The organism is Anaerococcus sp. NML200537 (assembly GCF_026131715.1).
GTDB classification, from domain to species: Bacteria; Bacillota; Clostridia; order Tissierellales; family Peptoniphilaceae; genus Anaerococcus; species Anaerococcus kampingae.
In genome coordinates this window covers 34,154-49,756 of sequence record NZ_JAMXSL010000001.1, presented here as the reverse complement: position 1 = coordinate 49,756, position 15,603 = coordinate 34,154, and the positions used below count along the sequence as shown (strand labels likewise).

Annotated in this window: 17 protein-coding genes; 12 read left to right on the top strand and 5 right to left on the bottom strand. The window is 35.3% G+C overall.

Annotated elements, in window-relative coordinates:
• Positions 1–45: 45 nt before the first annotated feature.
• The gene (locus tag NH288_RS00230) at positions 46–852 is read right to left on the bottom strand and encodes a Cof-type HAD-IIB family hydrolase (protein ID WP_265212176.1); all 807 of its coding nucleotides are present in this window, start codon (positions 850–852) and stop codon (positions 46–48) included.
• A gap of 4 nt (positions 853–856) precedes the next feature.
• Positions 857–1,096, bottom strand: coding sequence for a glutaredoxin family protein (locus tag NH288_RS00225; protein WP_265212174.1), 240 nt, complete (start codon positions 1,094–1,096; stop codon positions 857–859).
• Positions 1,097–1,183: 87 nt separating this feature from the next.
• On the opposite strand from NH288_RS00225, the gene srtB reads away from it, so the two are divergent.
• Positions 1,184–1,966, top strand: a complete 783-nt coding sequence (gene srtB, locus NH288_RS00220) for a class B sortase (RefSeq protein ID WP_265212172.1) — start codon at positions 1,184–1,186, stop codon at positions 1,964–1,966.
• Complete coding sequence (locus NH288_RS00215; RefSeq protein ID WP_265212287.1) at positions 1,963–2,868, top strand: DNA-3-methyladenine glycosylase family protein; 906 nt, start codon at positions 1,963–1,965, stop codon at positions 2,866–2,868. The genes srtB and NH288_RS00215 overlap by 4 nt, the downstream gene beginning before the upstream one ends.
• Before the next feature lie 128 nt (positions 2,869–2,996).
• Here the strand turns inward: NH288_RS00215 and NH288_RS00210 are convergent, their stop codons facing one another.
• The 3 genes from NH288_RS00210 to NH288_RS00200 are packed head-to-tail and all read right to left on the bottom strand — an operon-like array spanning position 2,997 to position 5,781.
• On the bottom strand, positions 2,997–4,733 hold the full coding sequence (locus NH288_RS00210; RefSeq protein ID WP_265212170.1) for a phosphoenolpyruvate carboxykinase: 1,737 nt from the start codon (positions 4,731–4,733) through the stop codon (positions 2,997–2,999).
• Positions 4,734–4,784: 51 nt separating this feature from the next.
• A complete protein-coding gene (locus tag NH288_RS00205; RefSeq protein ID WP_106460826.1) occupies positions 4,785–5,105 on the bottom strand; it encodes a branched-chain amino acid transporter permease in 321 nt (106 codons plus the stop codon).
• The gene (locus NH288_RS00200; RefSeq protein WP_265212167.1) at positions 5,098–5,781 is read right to left on the bottom strand and encodes an AzlC family ABC transporter permease; all 684 of its coding nucleotides are present in this window, start codon (positions 5,779–5,781) and stop codon (positions 5,098–5,100) included. The genes NH288_RS00205 and NH288_RS00200 overlap by 8 nt, the downstream gene beginning before the upstream one ends.
• Before the next feature lie 200 nt (positions 5,782–5,981).
• On the opposite strand from NH288_RS00200, the gene NH288_RS00195 reads away from it, so the two are divergent.
• The 10 genes from NH288_RS00195 to NH288_RS00150 all read left to right on the top strand — a co-directional run bounded on the left by NH288_RS00195 (position 5,982) and on the right by NH288_RS00150 (position 15,572).
• Complete coding sequence (locus tag NH288_RS00195; protein ID WP_265212165.1) at positions 5,982–7,352, top strand: NAD(P)/FAD-dependent oxidoreductase; 1,371 nt, start codon at positions 5,982–5,984, stop codon at positions 7,350–7,352.
• On the top strand, positions 7,352–8,176 hold the full coding sequence (locus NH288_RS00190; RefSeq protein ID WP_265212163.1) for an alpha/beta hydrolase: 825 nt from the start codon (positions 7,352–7,354) through the stop codon (positions 8,174–8,176). Before NH288_RS00195 ends, NH288_RS00190 begins: the two co-directional genes overlap by 1 nt.
• A gap of 73 nt (positions 8,177–8,249) precedes the next feature.
• Positions 8,250–9,383 carry a THUMP domain-containing class I SAM-dependent RNA methyltransferase gene (locus NH288_RS00185; RefSeq protein WP_265212162.1) on the top strand — a complete coding sequence of 378 codons (1,134 nt, stop codon included), beginning with the start codon at positions 8,250–8,252 and terminating at the stop codon, positions 9,381–9,383.
• Positions 9,380–10,795: a L,D-transpeptidase family protein gene (locus NH288_RS00180; protein ID WP_265212160.1), complete on the top strand. Its 1,416-nt coding sequence runs from the start codon at positions 9,380–9,382 to the stop codon at positions 10,793–10,795. The genes NH288_RS00185 and NH288_RS00180 overlap by 4 nt, the downstream gene beginning before the upstream one ends.
• An 8-nt stretch (positions 10,796–10,803) precedes the next feature.
• Positions 10,804–11,625 (top strand): energy-coupling factor transporter ATPase, encoded by an 822-nt coding sequence (locus tag NH288_RS00175; protein WP_265212158.1) that lies wholly within the window; start codon positions 10,804–10,806, stop codon positions 11,623–11,625.
• A complete protein-coding gene (locus tag NH288_RS00170; protein ID WP_265212156.1) occupies positions 11,622–12,479 on the top strand; it encodes an energy-coupling factor transporter ATPase in 858 nt (285 codons plus the stop codon). Before NH288_RS00175 ends, NH288_RS00170 begins: the two co-directional genes overlap by 4 nt.
• A complete protein-coding gene (locus NH288_RS00165) occupies positions 12,472–13,269 on the top strand; it encodes an energy-coupling factor transporter transmembrane component T family protein (RefSeq protein ID WP_265212155.1) in 798 nt (265 codons plus the stop codon). The genes NH288_RS00170 and NH288_RS00165 overlap by 8 nt, the downstream gene beginning before the upstream one ends.
• The gene (gene truA / locus NH288_RS00160; RefSeq protein ID WP_265212153.1) at positions 13,263–14,003 is read left to right on the top strand and encodes a tRNA pseudouridine(38-40) synthase TruA; all 741 of its coding nucleotides are present in this window, start codon (positions 13,263–13,265) and stop codon (positions 14,001–14,003) included. The genes NH288_RS00165 and truA overlap by 7 nt, the downstream gene beginning before the upstream one ends.
• A complete protein-coding gene (locus NH288_RS00155) occupies positions 14,000–14,392 on the top strand; it encodes a hypothetical protein (RefSeq protein ID WP_106460817.1) in 393 nt (130 codons plus the stop codon). Before truA ends, NH288_RS00155 begins: the two co-directional genes overlap by 4 nt.
• The gene (locus NH288_RS00150) at positions 14,382–15,572 is read left to right on the top strand and encodes a DUF4097 domain-containing protein (RefSeq protein WP_265212150.1); all 1,191 of its coding nucleotides are present in this window, start codon (positions 14,382–14,384) and stop codon (positions 15,570–15,572) included. Before NH288_RS00155 ends, NH288_RS00150 begins: the two co-directional genes overlap by 11 nt.
• Positions 15,573–15,603: the final 31 nt, after the last annotated feature.

Sequence of the window (15,603 nt, the reverse complement as noted above, 5' to 3'; positions counted from 1 at the left end):
AAAAGAGTTTGGATTTATTTCCAAACTCTTTTAAATTACTTAATTTTATAAATTTAATACAAAGTTTTCAATTGCTTCGCCTACAGCTCCCTTGCTATTATCTGCTTGGGTTACATAGTCTGCGCTTTGTTTTACTTGCAATCTTGCATTTCTTACTGCTATAGCAGTTCCTGCTTCTTCTAGCATGGCTACGTCGTTGTAGTTATCACCGATTGCCATTACATTTTTCATATCTACACCATAATGGTCAGCGACTTTTTTAAGAGCTATGGCCTTATTTACACCCTTAGCATTTATCTCCATGTACATATTTGATGAATAGGATATTTCAAGATTATAATCAGTTATTCTTGCTATATCGACTTCTAGGGCCTGAAGCTGGTTCATATTTGAATTCTTTATTATTGTTTTTAGAACTGTTTGGCCTTCTAGAAAGTCTATATTGTCCCCCTCTATAAGGTTTATGTGGCTTTCAGCAATGAGTGTTTCATCGCTTAGGTTTATACCATATTTTTTATCTAGGGTATAAAGATAGAATGTAAGCTTATTTTTATAAGCATATTCAAAAATCTTTTTAGCGTAGGAGAAGTCCATAGCTAGGACATCTATAATTTCTTTGGTCTTCACATTCATGATTACAGCACCGTTACAGCATATGACAAAGCGGTCATCTGCTATCACTCCGGCTTGGTCTGGTATATCAAATATTTCATAAGGGCCCCTTCCAGTTGCAAGCATGACTATTACTCCCTTATCTTGGGCGGCTTTGATAGCCTTTTTGTTTCTTTCTGGTACAAGGCGGTTATGATCTATTATTGTTTCATCAATATCAGATGCTATTAACTTAATCATAGTTTTATCCAAGAAGATTTTCCTTAAGATAGGTTATTATGTCGTCAGATTCATAGAGATATTTGCCATCGTGATAGAGGCAAGGTACTTGTCTTTTTCCACCTTCGTCTATTAGCTTGATCATGGCATCTCTATCTTCATTTATATTCACTAGGGGAATTTCTATATTATTTTCTTTCATGAAATCTTCAACTTTTTTGCAATATCTGCATACAGTTCCTACATATAATTTATAATCTTTCATGTTTACTCCTTTTTTGATAAAAAACTTTTAATTATCATCTCTTATGGTATATTATACTAGTAAAAAGAACGTTTTAAAGGTGGTAAAATGAAATCAAAAATAATGGCGCTTATTAGGTTTATCCTAATTTTGATAATATTAGCCTGTATAGCAATTTTAGGAAAAAGAGGTCTAGATTACTGGACTAATATGAAAAATAATAGATATATAGAAAACTTATCTAAAGAAGCAGAAGAAGACGTAGCTAGAGATGAAGGACAAAGCAGCAAAGATGGCAAAGAAAGTGACCCTCTTGCTAGACTTGAGAAAGTTCACCTAAGCCTACTTAAGAAATTAAAAGAGCAAAATTCAGATGTTATTGCTGTTATAGAAATTCCTGGCACAGGCATAAAATATCCGATTCTTCAAGGACCTGATAATGAATTCTATCTAAGAAAGGGCTTAAATAAGGAGTATGATATAGCTGGATCAATTTTTATGGATGTTTATAATTCAAGTGATATTACAGATGATAACTCTGTTATCTATGGTCACCATCTTGAGATTGACTCTATGTTTACACCTCTTGACCAATATAGAAAGCAAGAATTTGCAGAAAAGCACAGGACAATATATCTTACAACAGAAGATGGTCTTCGTGAATATTTGATATTTTCTGCCTATGGAATCCCATCAGATTATGACTATAGGACTTTAGATTTCACCTATACAGGGGATAAGGTACCATATTATAATAAATTAAGGTCAAACTCTGAGGTAAGCCTTGATACCAGGGCATTTAAGGAAGATGATACAATTATTACTCTTTCAACATGCCAATATGATTATGCAGATCAAAGGCTAGCAGTGCATGCGCTTAGGATTAGATAATGAGATTTGAAACAAAAGATAAAAGAGAATTAAATATCGAAGAAACTTCCCTGGGCTTAAAACTTAGGGAAGATTCTTTTAATCCGACCCATATTTTTGAATGCGGTCAGTGTTTTAACTTCAAGCTTGAAGAAGATGGGTCTTATACGGCTGTTTTTTTAGGAAAAATCATAAATTTACTAGAATGCGATGGCTACACACTTATAAGAAATGTGAGCCTTGATGAATTTTATGAGATTTTTTATGATTACTTTGATCTTGGAACAGATTATGGATCTATTAGGAATTTTCTTTCAAAAGATGATACCCTAAGGGATGCTTGCGACTATGGTTATGGAATTAGGATTTTAAATCAAGAATTATTTGAAACAACAATTTCTTTTATAATTTCTGCCAATAATCAAATACCAAGGATTAAAAAGGCAGTTAGGATAATTTCTGAAAGATATGGAGACTATCTTGGTGATTATATGGGATCTTCTTATTATTCCTTCCCAAGACCAGAAGTCTTGGCTAAAGTTGACCCATTAGAGCTTAGAGAACACGCTAGAGTAGGTTTTCGTGATGTAAGGATAGTTGAAACAGCTAAGGCCTTTGTGGATGGCTTTTTAAATTTTGAAGATGAGAAAAATCTTACAGATTTAGACCTTCATAAGAGGTTAAATGAGCTTCCAGGGATTGGACCAAAGGTTGCCGATTGTATAATGCTCTTTGCCTACCACAGGAGGGAGACCTTCCCTGTAGATGTGTGGATTAAAAGAGTCATGGAAACACTTTACATCGGCAAGGAAGTGCCTAAAAAGCAAGTGGATAACTATGCTAGGGAAATCTTTGGAGATCTTGCAGGCTATGCCCAACAATATTTATTTTATTATGGCAGGGAAAATGCTATAGGCAAATGAAAATGAGCTTAAAGTGATTTTGAAAAATTATAGTTGTTTGATTTTATAAAAATCCAAAGGCTTTAATATTAAAAATGAAAAAAGAGTTGAATTCTTAAGTGAATTTCAACTCTTTTTTATTGATAATTTTATAAGGCCTTTATTATTTCAAAAAGTTCTCTAGCTGATTTTAGTGGGCCATCTGTTTCCATGCCTTCTACACCTAGTTGGGTTCTTATGACTCCAACTTTTGTCTTATCCATAAATAGCTTTGAGAAATAGCCTTCGATTAGTTGGTCGCAAACTTTTTGTTTTTGGTAAGGTCCAAATGGATTTGCGAAGTAGGATTCTACAAGTCCTGTCTCTGTAGTTGTGCCCTTAGCAAACCTTGCTCCACGTTTAAATACCTTGATTGCATCTTCTTTGTTATCGAAAAATTCGATTGACTTATCATCTTCTTTGATCTTGTCATAGTTATTTGCGTAGAGGAAGAAGTCTACTTCATAGCCTGCCATGATTTGTGAATAATCGGCTACCGGCATGATTAGTCTTGCATTTACCTTATCTGGGTTCATGAAGATTGACCTATCTATTTGCTTAAAGGCATAGCCAGAATCTAGGTCATCTAGCCTTACGAAGGCACCGATTTCTGTACCGTAGGCCTTGACCTTGTCATCTTTCATTCTGAATGTGCCCATATCATCAAAGATTACTGTCATATCCTTTATATAGTCCTTGGCAAGGGTTCTGAAGGCTTCGATTGATTCGCTTTTTCCAGCTCCGCTATCGCCTAGGATTACAACATTGGCACTCTTGCCATTTTGTAAAACTACATTTACACCTGCACCGTGGATTGGGAGGTAGGATTTTTTCATTGAGATGATATTTGATAGGGTTAGGCACATTTTCTTAAGATAACCGAAGTAATCTTTCTTGTCTGAATAATTTACATAACCTATTAAAAGGCCTGACTTATCTTCGTAGAAGACGTTTTGGTCTTTAGAATTTTCTCCACCAAATACATAGATAGCATCTGGTCTGTTATTTTGAATTTCCTCTTCATCGGCTAGGTCAAAAAGGTTTGATGCTGATATGCCATGGGTGATGAGGTTTTGGTGGAAGTAGATGTAGATTAAATTATCCCCAACTCTTGCTGGATAGCATAAGAATTCGTCTGTATCTATATCAAGATTTGTTATTGGGTTATTTTCTACTTCTTCAAAGAAGCCGTCCCTCTTATTTGATTTTGTATAGGTTATATAAGGGGTTTCGATCATTACCTTGGTTATGAAAGGAATTTCATTTAGGTAGGCATAATCTTTTGGATAGGCTATCTCAAAGTTTTTAACTATCATTGAAGCATTGGCACCGGCTGGCACTTGTCTAAATACCTTTGGGCTTTTGCCTGTAACTGATACTTCTACCTTTCTGTAGATTTCAAGGATAAGGTCCTTAAATCTGATATTTGAAGAAAGGAAGTTTTCTACTTCTAAGCCCCTATCATAGTCAGATTGTTCGATAATTGAGTATCTTTCTAGCTTTCTCCAATAGTCGTAGACATCTTCTACGATTCTTGTTAGGGCTTCTCTTTCCTTGTTTAGGTCGTGGTACTTGTTGATTTTTTCGCTGATTTCATCAAGGCTCATAACTGTAAGAATTTTTGTTATGTCCCTAATTTCGCTTGCAAGAGCCTCTATATCTGATGACCTAAAAAATTTTTCTAGGTAGGTATAGATTCTTGTTCTATTTTCTTTGTGGTGATTTACAAAAGAGCAAATGACTTCAAAGAAGCCCTCGCTTTTTAGCAAGTCATCGGAGTTGTTGAAATAGGCCTTTGAAAAGTTAATAACGGCCTTGTTGTTAGATATATTTATTTCTTTTCTCATAGTTTCTCCTCTAAACTTATTTCTTTTCTTAGACTTTATTTTACTACTATTTTAAAGAAAAACTAATTGAATTAATACCATATAGACAAAAGTGCCTACAGATATTGAAATAAAGAGCTTTTTAAATTTAGCATGGAGAATGATTACTGTAGCTGATGCTATTATTTCAGGCAGTCCATAAGGGTAGGCCAAAACATTTATATTTCTTAAGGCAAAAACTACAAGTAGGGGCATGAGGGCAAAAGGTAAGTACTTGCCAAAATATTTGATTAAATCAGGTAAATCTTTTTTTGAAAAGAAGAAAAAAGGTGTTGACCTGATTAAAAAAGTAGTTAGGGCTGATGCAAAGACTATCATTAGTATTCTAGACATTTTTTTCCTCGATTCTTTCCCTGAGGCCATATAGGCTTAAAACAATTAAAAGTAGGGCTGGTATCATAAAATTATCTGGCTTAAATATCAAAAGTGCTACTATAGATAGGGCAAGTCCAATCTTAAGTGGCTTGTGGTTTTTAGTTGCAAAATATTGCTCAACCAAGAGCACTAGGAAAAGTGCGGTTAGGACAAAGTCCATCCCCATGGTATTAAAGCTAATTAGATTGCCAAGTAGGGCGCCTATGTAGGTAGCGATGGCCCATACCAAATAATTTATAAGGCCAATTGCCAAGAAAAAATCACTTTTTTTTACATCTGCTGGTGGCTTAATAGAAGTATCAAGGGCGAAGGTTTCATCTGAAAGTGTTAATATAAAGAGAAACTTGCTCTTTGAACTCTTGTATTCTTTGATCATGCTTACCCCATAAAACATCATCCTTATGTTGACTGATAGGGTTAGGATAATAATTGCTATGATAGAAATATCAGTCTTAAGGAGGGGAAGGATTATAAATTGCATGCTACCAGCATAGATTGTTAGTGATAAAAATGGTGCAAAAAGTGGGTTATAACCCTCTTGACTGACCATAATACCAAAGGTTATGCCTAAAAACATGTAGCCGATTATAACTGGTACTGTGTAGGGCAAGGCCCTTTCAAAAGCTTTTTTCATAAAAATTCCTTTCTTATAAAATCTTTATTACCTAAAAATTATAAATATCATTACAGGTATTTTACTTAATTCTTAACAAATTCTCAATAGTTTACATAAAATTTAACACTTTATCCAAAAAAATATAAAAATGTTTGCTAAAAAGCTTATAAATCGTATAATATAGCAGGTTAAGTAGAATTCTAAGAAGAGGAGAAATCATGAAAGACTATGACATTATTGTAGTAGGTGCAGGAGCAGCAGGAGCTTTTTTGGCTTATGAATTAACTAAGCTTGATACAAAGAAAAAGGTCCTCATAATCGATGGTGGTAGAAAAGTAGAAAACAGGTCTTGTCCAATTACAGATGGCAAGGTTGACCACTGCATAGGATGTAAGCCATGTAACATCATGTATGGTTTTGGTGGTGCAGGCACCCTATCTGACGGCAAATACAACATAACAACCAATTTTGGTGGAGATTTACATAGGTATGTTGGAGAAAAAAAGGCCATGGAGCTTATGGAATATGTAGATAGTGTCCTAATGGATTTTGACGGAGGAGATGACCTTGAGTTATATTCCACAGACAAAAACAACCTTAAGACAATATGCCTAAGACATGACCTTCACTTATTAGATGCCAAGGTTCGCCACTTTGGTACTGATAGAAACAAGCTAATCCTTCAAAGAATCTTTGACTATGTAAAAGATAAGATAGACTTTGAATTTTCAACCATGGTCACCGATGTAGACTATGAAGATGAAAAATATATAGTTAAAACTAATAAGGGAGAAACTTTCAGGGCTGATGATATAGTCCTTGCTGCAGGTAGGTCTGGATCTAAGTGGATAGGTGAGGTTTGTGATAAATTCAATATCAAATCTAAGAGAAATAGGGTTGATATAGGTCTTAGGATAGAAGTGCCAGCAGAAGTATTTAAGCATATAACAGATGATGTTTATGAAGCAAAGATAATGTATCAAACCAAGCAATATAATGACGTTGTAAGGACATTTTGTATGAACCCTTACGGCCATGTTGTAACAGAAAACACTAATGGAATCCTAACTGTAAATGGCCATTCCTTTACAGATCCTAAGTTACAATCAGCAAACACAAACTTTGCCCTTCTGGTTACAAATAGGTTTACAGAGCCATTTGAAGACTCAAATGAATATGGCGAATCAATAGCTAGGCTTTCAAACATGCTAGGTGGGGGAGTTTTGATGCAAAGATTTGGTGACCTAATTAAGGGTCGTCGTTCATCAGAAAGAAGAATGGCTAAGTCCTTTACCAAGCCAACCATGCAGGCAACACCAGGAGATTTATCTCTAGTAATGCCAAAGAGACAGCTTGATGATATAATCGAGATGATCTACCAGCTAGATAAGATAGCACCAGGTATGGCAAATGATGATACCTTATTATATGGAATCGAAGTTAAATTCTACAACTCAGAAGTAGAAGTAGATGATAAATTTGAATCAACCCAAAAAGGCCTATATTGTATAGGTGATGGTTCAGGAGCAACCCACTCTCTATCTCAAGCATCAGCTTGTGGAATAGAAGTTGCAAGAGTTTTAGCCTAATGAAATACATCTACCAAGAGATAAGAAAAGCAGATGGCATAATTTTAAGGGGTGTGATAAACACCCCTGATGATTTTGATGCCAACAAGAAATACCCAACAGCCATCTTCTTTCACGGTTTTGGGGGAGATAGGAATGGGTCAACAGATTTTAGAATCCAACATTCAAAATATCTTACAGATAGAGGTTTTGTCACAATAAGGTTTGATTTTTCAGGTTCTGGTGAATCAGACGGAAGCTTTTATGATATGACCGTATCAAGAGAGCTTGAAGAAGCAGAAATAATAAATGACTTTGCAAAGCTTAAATATTTTGTTGACAAGGATAAGATTTTCTGGATAGGTCATTCCCTAGGTGGAGTAATATCAACACTTCTAGCCTATAAACTAAAGCCTAAGGCCCTAGTACTTTTAGCTCCAGCAAGCGATATGAACGATAAGGACTATCTAAAGGTCATGGCAAAGACAGTGTTTGAGGGAGAAGCCCTAAGTCAGAGCAAGATAAAGGCTGGCCAATCCTTCGATGAGCTTGTAGCAAGCATTAGGGATGCTGATATTGGAGGAAAGAGAATTCATATCAATTTCCTCTTGGACTTTATATTAAAGGATATCTATGGCAAGGCCAAAGAATATGAAGGCAAGGTACAAATCCTAAGAGGAAATAAGGATGCCTTGGTATTTAGGGATGCAAATGAGAAATTGCAAAAAGCTTTCAAATATGCGACCTATGAAGAAATCGACCAAGCAGACCACTCCTTTACCAATGAAGATGTGAGAAACATCGTCTTTTCCAAGACTTATGAGTTTTTGAAAAATTTAATTTAGAAATCAGCCACTTTTGTGGCTTTTCTTGTGCCAAAAAAGATGAAAAGCTTTAAAAAACTGTTATAATAAAACTATGGAAAAAATACTAATTACCACAAGCTTCGGCCTTGAAAGCCTAGTCAAATTTCAACTAAGAGATTTAGGCTATGAAGATTTTGAAGTAAGTGATGGGATGATTGTCTTAAATGGCAAGATTAGCGACTTAGGAAAACTAAATATAAATTTAAGGCATGCAGATAGGATCTTTCTAGAAATAGGATCATTCATTGCAAGAGATTTTGAAGAACTCTTTGAGGGAGTAAATAAAATTTCTTGGCAAAATATCTTAAATAAGGACAGCAATTTTATAGTAAATGCAAGGACCTACAAGTCTAAGCTATTTTCTTTAAGGTCAATCCAATCTATAAGCGAAAAGGCCATAATAGATAAGTTAAGGGCCTTTTATAAGGTCAAACATTTTGAAAAATCAGCCGAAAGAGTCAAAATCGAGATAATGCTAGATAGGGATAGGGCAAGTATCTGCCTTGATACATCTGGAGAGGGTCTTCATAAGAGAGGATATAGAGAAGATTCGGTAAAGGCACCCCTCAGGGAAAATATTGCGGCAGCCCTTGTAGACCTATCTTTTTATAAGCCAGAAAGATTTTTATTCGATGGCTTTTGTGGGTCGGGGACAATCCTTATAGAAGCTGCAAGGATAGCTAGAAATATAGCCCCTGGCATAGATAGGGACTTCGACTTTAATAAATTTAAATTTATAGGACCTGAAGTTTATCAAGATGCCAAAAAAGAAGCCCTAGCAAGGATAGATTATTCTAAAAAGCTAAATATTTTAGGTTCAGACATATCAGGCAGGGCCATAAGTCTTGCCAAGCAAAATGCCATAAATGCCGGTGTAGAAGAAGATATATCTTTTATAACAAGGGACATGTCATCTGTGGCACTTAAGGATGATTACGGTATATTTATATCCAATCCACCCTACGGACTTAGGCTATCTGACATAAATATGGACGAAATTTATAAAAAGATAAACAACAAGCTAGCAAGGCTTGACACCTGGTCTTTATATTTTATAAGCGCAGATGATAAGTTTGATAGGAAATTTAAGAGGAAATTATCTAGAAAAAGAAAGTTATATAATGGTGGCCAAAAGGTAGATTTCTACCAATATTATGGCAAAAAACCAAGCAAGGAGGACTTTTGACAGACGAAAGAAACAACAAGAAGTCTAGAGGACTTTTAATAGGCTTACTTGTAATAATAGGATTATATTTAATAGTAACAGTGGTCTTTGCTTTTATAGCCCTTCCAAATACCTTTGTAAATGGTAAGGACATATCATATGCATCTAAAGAAGAGGCATTGAAGAAGCCAGCTGAAAGCTTTTCTATAAATATCAAAGGCAGGGATGAAAGAGCTACAACAATCAACCTTAAAGATGTAGATTATAAGGCATCAATCCCAGAATCAGCATCTATTGACCAAAACCCATTCAAATGGCCACTAGCCTTTGCAAATGTGGCAAATGATGAATTTAATTTTGATTATAATATAAAATATGATGAGAAAAAATTAGAAAAACTCGTAAGTACATCTGCCCTTATGACAAATGTTACAAAGCCAGAAAATGCAAGTTTAAAATACAACGACGGGGCCTTTACAATAATACCAGAAGTAATGGGAAATATGATCGACCCTAACAAACTTGATGCAAAAATAAAGGATGCTATTTATTCTCACAAGGAAGAAATAGTCCTAGATGATAGTGATTATATCAATCCTCAAGTTAAAAATAATTCAAAAGAATTAGAAAAATTATTAGCAGATGGAAAGACAATAGAGGGTTTAAAAGTAAAATTCAACTTCAATGGATTTGACATAAAGCTTGAAGGACAAGAACTTGTCGATATGTTTGATACAAATGGAACAAGCTTTGAATTAAACTATGATAGACTTGCTAAATTTATTGAAGAAGTAGCTGAAAAAACCAATACCTATGGCAAAAACAGAACATTTTCTGCAACCGGCATAGGAAAGATTACTGTGAATCCAGGAGTTTACGGTTTTATCTTAGACCAAGCAGCAACAATAGATAAGGTATATGAACTAATCAACACTAGAAAATCCGGAGATATAGAACCAGTTTATCAAAGGGCTGGTTATGCTAGATATGAAGATGGTGGGGATTTAGGTGATAGCTATATAGAAGTAGACCTATCAAGACAATATATGTGGTATTATCAAGATGGAAATGTAGTTTTAGAAACATCAATAGTATCAGGTCTACCTACATCCACTACTTGGGCAACCAACGTAGGTGTAGGCTCAATCCAATCTAAACAAAGAAATACAACCCTCAAGGGTGCAGATATGAATGGTGGAAGGTATGCAACCCCAGTATCTTATTGGATGCCAATAGGATGGGATGGAGAAGGCTTCCACGATGCTCCATGGAGAGGCGGTTTTGGTGGTGGAATTTATTTTTCAAACGGCAGCCACGGTTGTCTAAATATGCCACCAGCAATGGCAGCCAAGCTATTTGAAATGGTACCATTTGGCCTACCGGTAGTTGTATATGAATCAAGCACAAGCAACAGTCCAGCTATGTCTTATTAGGAAGAAAGATGATAAAAATTGAAAATGTGACCTATACCTACCCAGGTATAGACGAAGAAACAGAAGGAAAAACAGCTTTGGATAATATATCCATTGATATAGAAAAGGGGGACTTTGTAGCAATTTTGGGCCACAACGGCTCAGGCAAGTCCACCCTTGGAAAGCTCTTGAATGCTCAAATTTCGCCAAGTGCAGGCACAATAAGTATAGATGGGATAGTCAGTAATGAAGAAAACCAGTGGGAGATAAGAAAAAAATGCTCAATGGTATTTCAAAACCCTGATAACCAAATGGTTGCCACAACTGTCGAAGAAGAAGTTGCCTTTGGGCCAGAAAATCTAAGGGTAGAGCATCCTGAACTTAGGGAAAGAGTCGATAAGGCCATCGACCTAGTTGGTATGAGTGCCTTTAAGAAAAGAAACCCATCCAACCTCTCAGGTGGCCAAAAGCAGAGGGTATCAATTGCAGGTGTTATTGCCATGCTATCAGATTATATAATCTTTGATGAACCAACAGCCATGCTTGATCCCCAAGGTCGTAAGGATGTAATTGAGTTAATCCAAAGCTTAAATAAAGATTACAAAAAAACTATAATCTACGTTACCCACTACATGGAAGAGGCTGTCCTTGCCGATAAGATAGTAGTCCTAGATTCGGGCAAAAAGGCCCTCGAGGGTACAAGCAGAGAAGTCTTCTCCCAAGTAGATAAGATGAAAGAGCTAGGCCTAGCAGTGCCACAAGTGACAGAAGTAGCTTACGGACTTTCAAAAAAAGGGGTCAAATTTGATAGACTACCCCTTACAGCTGAGGAGTTTTTGGAAAGCATATGAAAATAGAAATAAAGGATGTTGATTATATCTACAACGAGGGCCTGCCAAATGAGGTATATGCCCTAAAAGATATCAACCTAGAGATAAATAGCAAAGAAATAATAGGCCTTATAGGCCAAACGGGCTCAGGTAAGTCAACCCTAGTCCAACTTTTAAATGGTCTTTTGATCCCAAGTCATGGAGATGTCATAATAGATGGAATAAATTCTAAGGAAAAGGCAAAGAGAAAGGCTGCCAGATTTAAGGTTGGCCTAGTCTTCCAATATCCAGAAAACCAGCTATTTGAAGAAACCATAGCCAAAGATATTGCCTTTGGTCCTAAAAATATGGGCCTTAAGGAAGATGAGATTGACAAGAGAATTAGATCTGCCATGGCCAAGGTAGGCCTTGATTATGAGACCTATAAGGATGTATCACCTTTTGAAATATCAGGTGGTCAGCAAAGAAGGGTTGCCGTTGCAGGAATCCTTTCGATGAATCCAAAGGTTTTGGTTTTAGATGAGCTTACAGCAGGACTTGACCCTATAGGACGAGATGAGATATTTTCTGAAATCCTAGATATATACAATAATGACGATGAGCTTTCGATAGTATTAGTTAGCCATTCTATGGAAGATGTGGCAGAATATGTTGATAGGGTAATTGTTATGAATAAGGGGGAAGTTTACTCAGATAAGTCAACTTTTGAGACCTTCACCCAAGTAGACCTAGAATCAATCGGACTTGATGTACCTCAAATTACAAAATTTATGAGGGCCTACAAGAAGAAAAATCCAGATGTAGATGATAAAATTTACACAGTTGATAAGGCGATAGAAGAACTTTACAAGCACTTAGGAGCTAAGAATGGCTAATATTACAATAGGACAATACCTACCTTTTGATACCTTCATCCACAGGCTTGACCCAAGAGTTAAGATTGTGGGGGTATTTTTATATATAATTACAATATTTTTTGTTAAGGACTTTTACACTTATATTCCCTTTGTAATTCTTTTAATAGCTATGCTTGCAGTTGCAAAGATACCATTTAAGTCAATCCTTAGGTCCCTTAAGCCCTTAATTTTCATAATAGTACTAACAGGTCTAATTAACCTTGTAACCACACCAGGCAAGGTAATCTTTACAGTCGGACCTCTTAAATTTACTGAAGAAGGACTCTATAGGACTGCCTTTACAATTTTAAGGCTAATCCTAATAATCTTATCAACATCAGTCCTAACCTACACAACAAGCCCAATGGAATTAACCTATGGTCTAGAAAAGCTCTTTTCACCACTTAAAAAGATTGGTTTTCCAGCAGGAGAGCTTGCTATGATGATATCAATATCACTAAGGTTTATCCCAACACTCTTTGATGAAGCAAATAAGATAAAGATGGCCCAGATGGCAAGGGGAGCTGACTTTGAAAGTGGAAATATCATAGATAGGGCCGTGTCAATGGTTCCACTACTTGTGCCTTTGTTTATAAATGCCCTAAAAAGATCAGGAGATCTTGCAACAGCTATGGAAGCTAGGCTTTATAGGATAGGCGAAGAGCGCACAAGATTAAATGAAATTCATATGAAAAAGATCGATTGGATAAGCCTAATTGGCTTTACAATCTTTTGTCAAATCATAATAGTAATGTATTTTGTATGGTAAAAAATGTACTGATGGAAGTAGCCTTTGATGGGTCAGGCTTTTCTGGATTTCAATACCAAAAGGATGTAAGAACCATCGAAGAAGAAATAAAAAAGGCAGTCAATAAGGTAAGTGGGGAAGAAAACAGGATAATAGCTTGCGGAAGGACAGATAGGGGAGTACATGCAAGAAGTTTTTATTTTAACTTCTTAACAGCATCTGACATAAATCCCAAGGCCTTCTCCTACCATATCCAACCACACCTTCCTGATGATATTTTAGCTATTTCTTCAAAGGAAGTAGACCTTAATTTCCACGCAAGATTTTCATGTCTAGATAAGACCTACAAGTATGTAATTTATCAAGATAGGCTTATGCATCCAGTTTATAGGAACTATATGGAAAATATAACCTACAGGCTAAATTTAGATAAGTTAAGCCAGGGACTTGAAGTTTTAAAGGGAAGGCATGATTTTAGGCTCTTTATGAAGGAAGATACAGACCTTAAGATAAATACTATAAGGACAATCGATGATTGTTATTTTAGTCAAGATGGTTCTAGGCTAAATTTATTTTTTAGGGCAAATTCATTTCTTCATAACCAAGTTAGGATAATGTCAGGTAGCCTAGTAGAACTTGCCAGAGGCAAGTTAAGTCTTGATGAATTTAGGGCCTTTTTTGACAAAGAAAATAAAAAAAGAGCAAATCCAGCCCTTTCTCCAGCAGGGCTTTATTTATGGGAGGTAAGATATTGATAAAAATAGATGTATTTAAAGAGTTAAAAGCTCTTCTAATCCTTATATTTATAGGCTCTTCTATATTTTTTGTAAGGGAAGAATTATTTCTTGCCTACCTAATCCTCATAAGTATATTCACCCTAATCTTAAATTTTTATATAAAAATAAATGAATTAGTAGTTACAAAGCAATTTTTTTTGATTTTTATATCATTAATAAATGTATTTTCTCTTGTTTTTGTGATACAATATTTACTAAGAGGAGAAATAAATTCAAAACTACTAGAATTAGTTTTTGCAAATTTTATGGTTAAAGCAAATAGCCTTTATTACGTGGGATGGCTATTTGTAATGACTTTTGGCATATTAGTAAATCAAAATATAGGCGGTGGTGACAGTGGACGATAAGAAGATAAAGATAGATGAAGATTTAATAGAAGATAAGAAAAAAGAAGAGTTCGAAAGTAAAAAAGACAAGGAAAATAGATTCAATACAGAATTTCAATTGCCTAACCCTCTAAAGAGTATAAAAGAGCTTAACAAGAGGTCTTTAGTTTTTGGGATAATTGCAGTAATCCTTATAGGCCTTGTAATATTTATGATTAGTTCAAGGAAGAATGCATCTATCAAAAATGCTTCTACAAGCAGTCAAATAGATGAAAATTCCTACAACCAATCAAGAATTATGAGGGTTGACTTAAACCAAATAAAATCTATAGATTTTGACCTTGGTTCATCAGATGTTAGAATCCAAAGGTCATCAACAAATCCTTATATTGAATACACCCAATTATACAGGGGAGAAGATGATGCCTATAAGCTTGATGTAAGCTTTGAGGGCGGAGTTTTAAAACTTAAGTCCAAAATCGAGGGCAAAAATCTTTACATGAAGGATAAAATTCCAATAGTAAGGATTTTCTTGCCATCAGAAGGCGGTATCGAAGAGATTAAGGGCTCAATTGGAGCAGGTGATGTAAAGATTGATGACCTAGAAGTTAAAAACTTTGACCTAAAGATAAGAAGTGGAAATATTAGCTTAAACAATGGCTTTTTCCAAGGATCTATCACAAATGAGTCAGGATCTATTTCCCTAGATAAGAGCGAAATATCAAACACAATCCTTAAGACTACTACAGGTGATATAAAGATAACTGACAGCAAGTTAGGTAACAGACTAGATTTTGAAACTCAAACAGGAGATATCTTAGTAGATGCTAGGGATAAGATTGATAACTACGACCTTACAGCAAATCTTGAAGTGGGTAACTTTGTTCTTGGCAATATTTCATATAGAAATATAAAAGATGGCTACCAGTCAGAAAATAAGGGCAAAAATAAGGTAACCCTTAGAACAAAAATTGGTGACATCGTCTTTAATAGGGGCGAGGGAGCCAAGCTAGAACATGAAGAGTACCTAACAAATGAATCTAAGATTAAAAAAACAAAAGACAACGCCTTAGAAAAAAACATCGACAGGACTGAAAGAGAAAACAAAGAAAGAGAAGAATCTGAAGAAGATTCTGATCAAACAGACTCAGAAGACCAAAATGATACAAATATTGAAAATAGTGATGAAGAAAATAATTAAGTCCTAGGGCTTAATTATTTTTTTAAGGATA

Bases quoted from the DNA above. Each gene is read 5' to 3' on its own strand.
- NH288_RS00230 (WP_265212176.1), bottom strand. From the start codon at position 852: ATGATTAAGTTAATAGCATCTGATATTGATGAAACAATAATAGATCAT.
- NH288_RS00225 (WP_265212174.1), bottom strand. From the start codon at position 1,096: ATGAAAGATTATAAATTATATGTAGGAACTGTATGCAGATATTGCAAA.
- srtB (WP_265212172.1), top strand. From the start codon at position 1,184: ATGAAATCAAAAATAATGGCGCTTATTAGGTTTATCCTAATTTTGATA.
- NH288_RS00210 (WP_265212170.1), bottom strand. From the start codon at position 4,733: ATGAGAAAAGAAATAAATATATCTAACAACAAGGCCGTTATTAACTTT.
- NH288_RS00205 (WP_106460826.1), bottom strand. From the start codon at position 5,105: ATGTCTAGAATACTAATGATAGTCTTTGCATCAGCCCTAACTACTTTT.
- NH288_RS00200 (WP_265212167.1), bottom strand. From the start codon at position 5,781: ATGAAAAAAGCTTTTGAAAGGGCCTTGCCCTACACAGTACCAGTTATA.
- NH288_RS00195 (WP_265212165.1), top strand. From the start codon at position 5,982: ATGAAAGACTATGACATTATTGTAGTAGGTGCAGGAGCAGCAGGAGCT.
- NH288_RS00190 (WP_265212163.1), top strand. From the start codon at position 7,352: ATGAAATACATCTACCAAGAGATAAGAAAAGCAGATGGCATAATTTTA.
- NH288_RS00185 (WP_265212162.1), top strand. From the start codon at position 8,250: ATGGAAAAAATACTAATTACCACAAGCTTCGGCCTTGAAAGCCTAGTC.
- NH288_RS00175 (WP_265212158.1), top strand. From the start codon at position 10,804: ATGATAAAAATTGAAAATGTGACCTATACCTACCCAGGTATAGACGAA.
- NH288_RS00170 (WP_265212156.1), top strand. From the start codon at position 11,622: ATGAAAATAGAAATAAAGGATGTTGATTATATCTACAACGAGGGCCTG.
- NH288_RS00165 (WP_265212155.1), top strand. From the start codon at position 12,472: ATGGCTAATATTACAATAGGACAATACCTACCTTTTGATACCTTCATC.
- truA (WP_265212153.1), top strand. From the start codon at position 13,263: ATGGTAAAAAATGTACTGATGGAAGTAGCCTTTGATGGGTCAGGCTTT.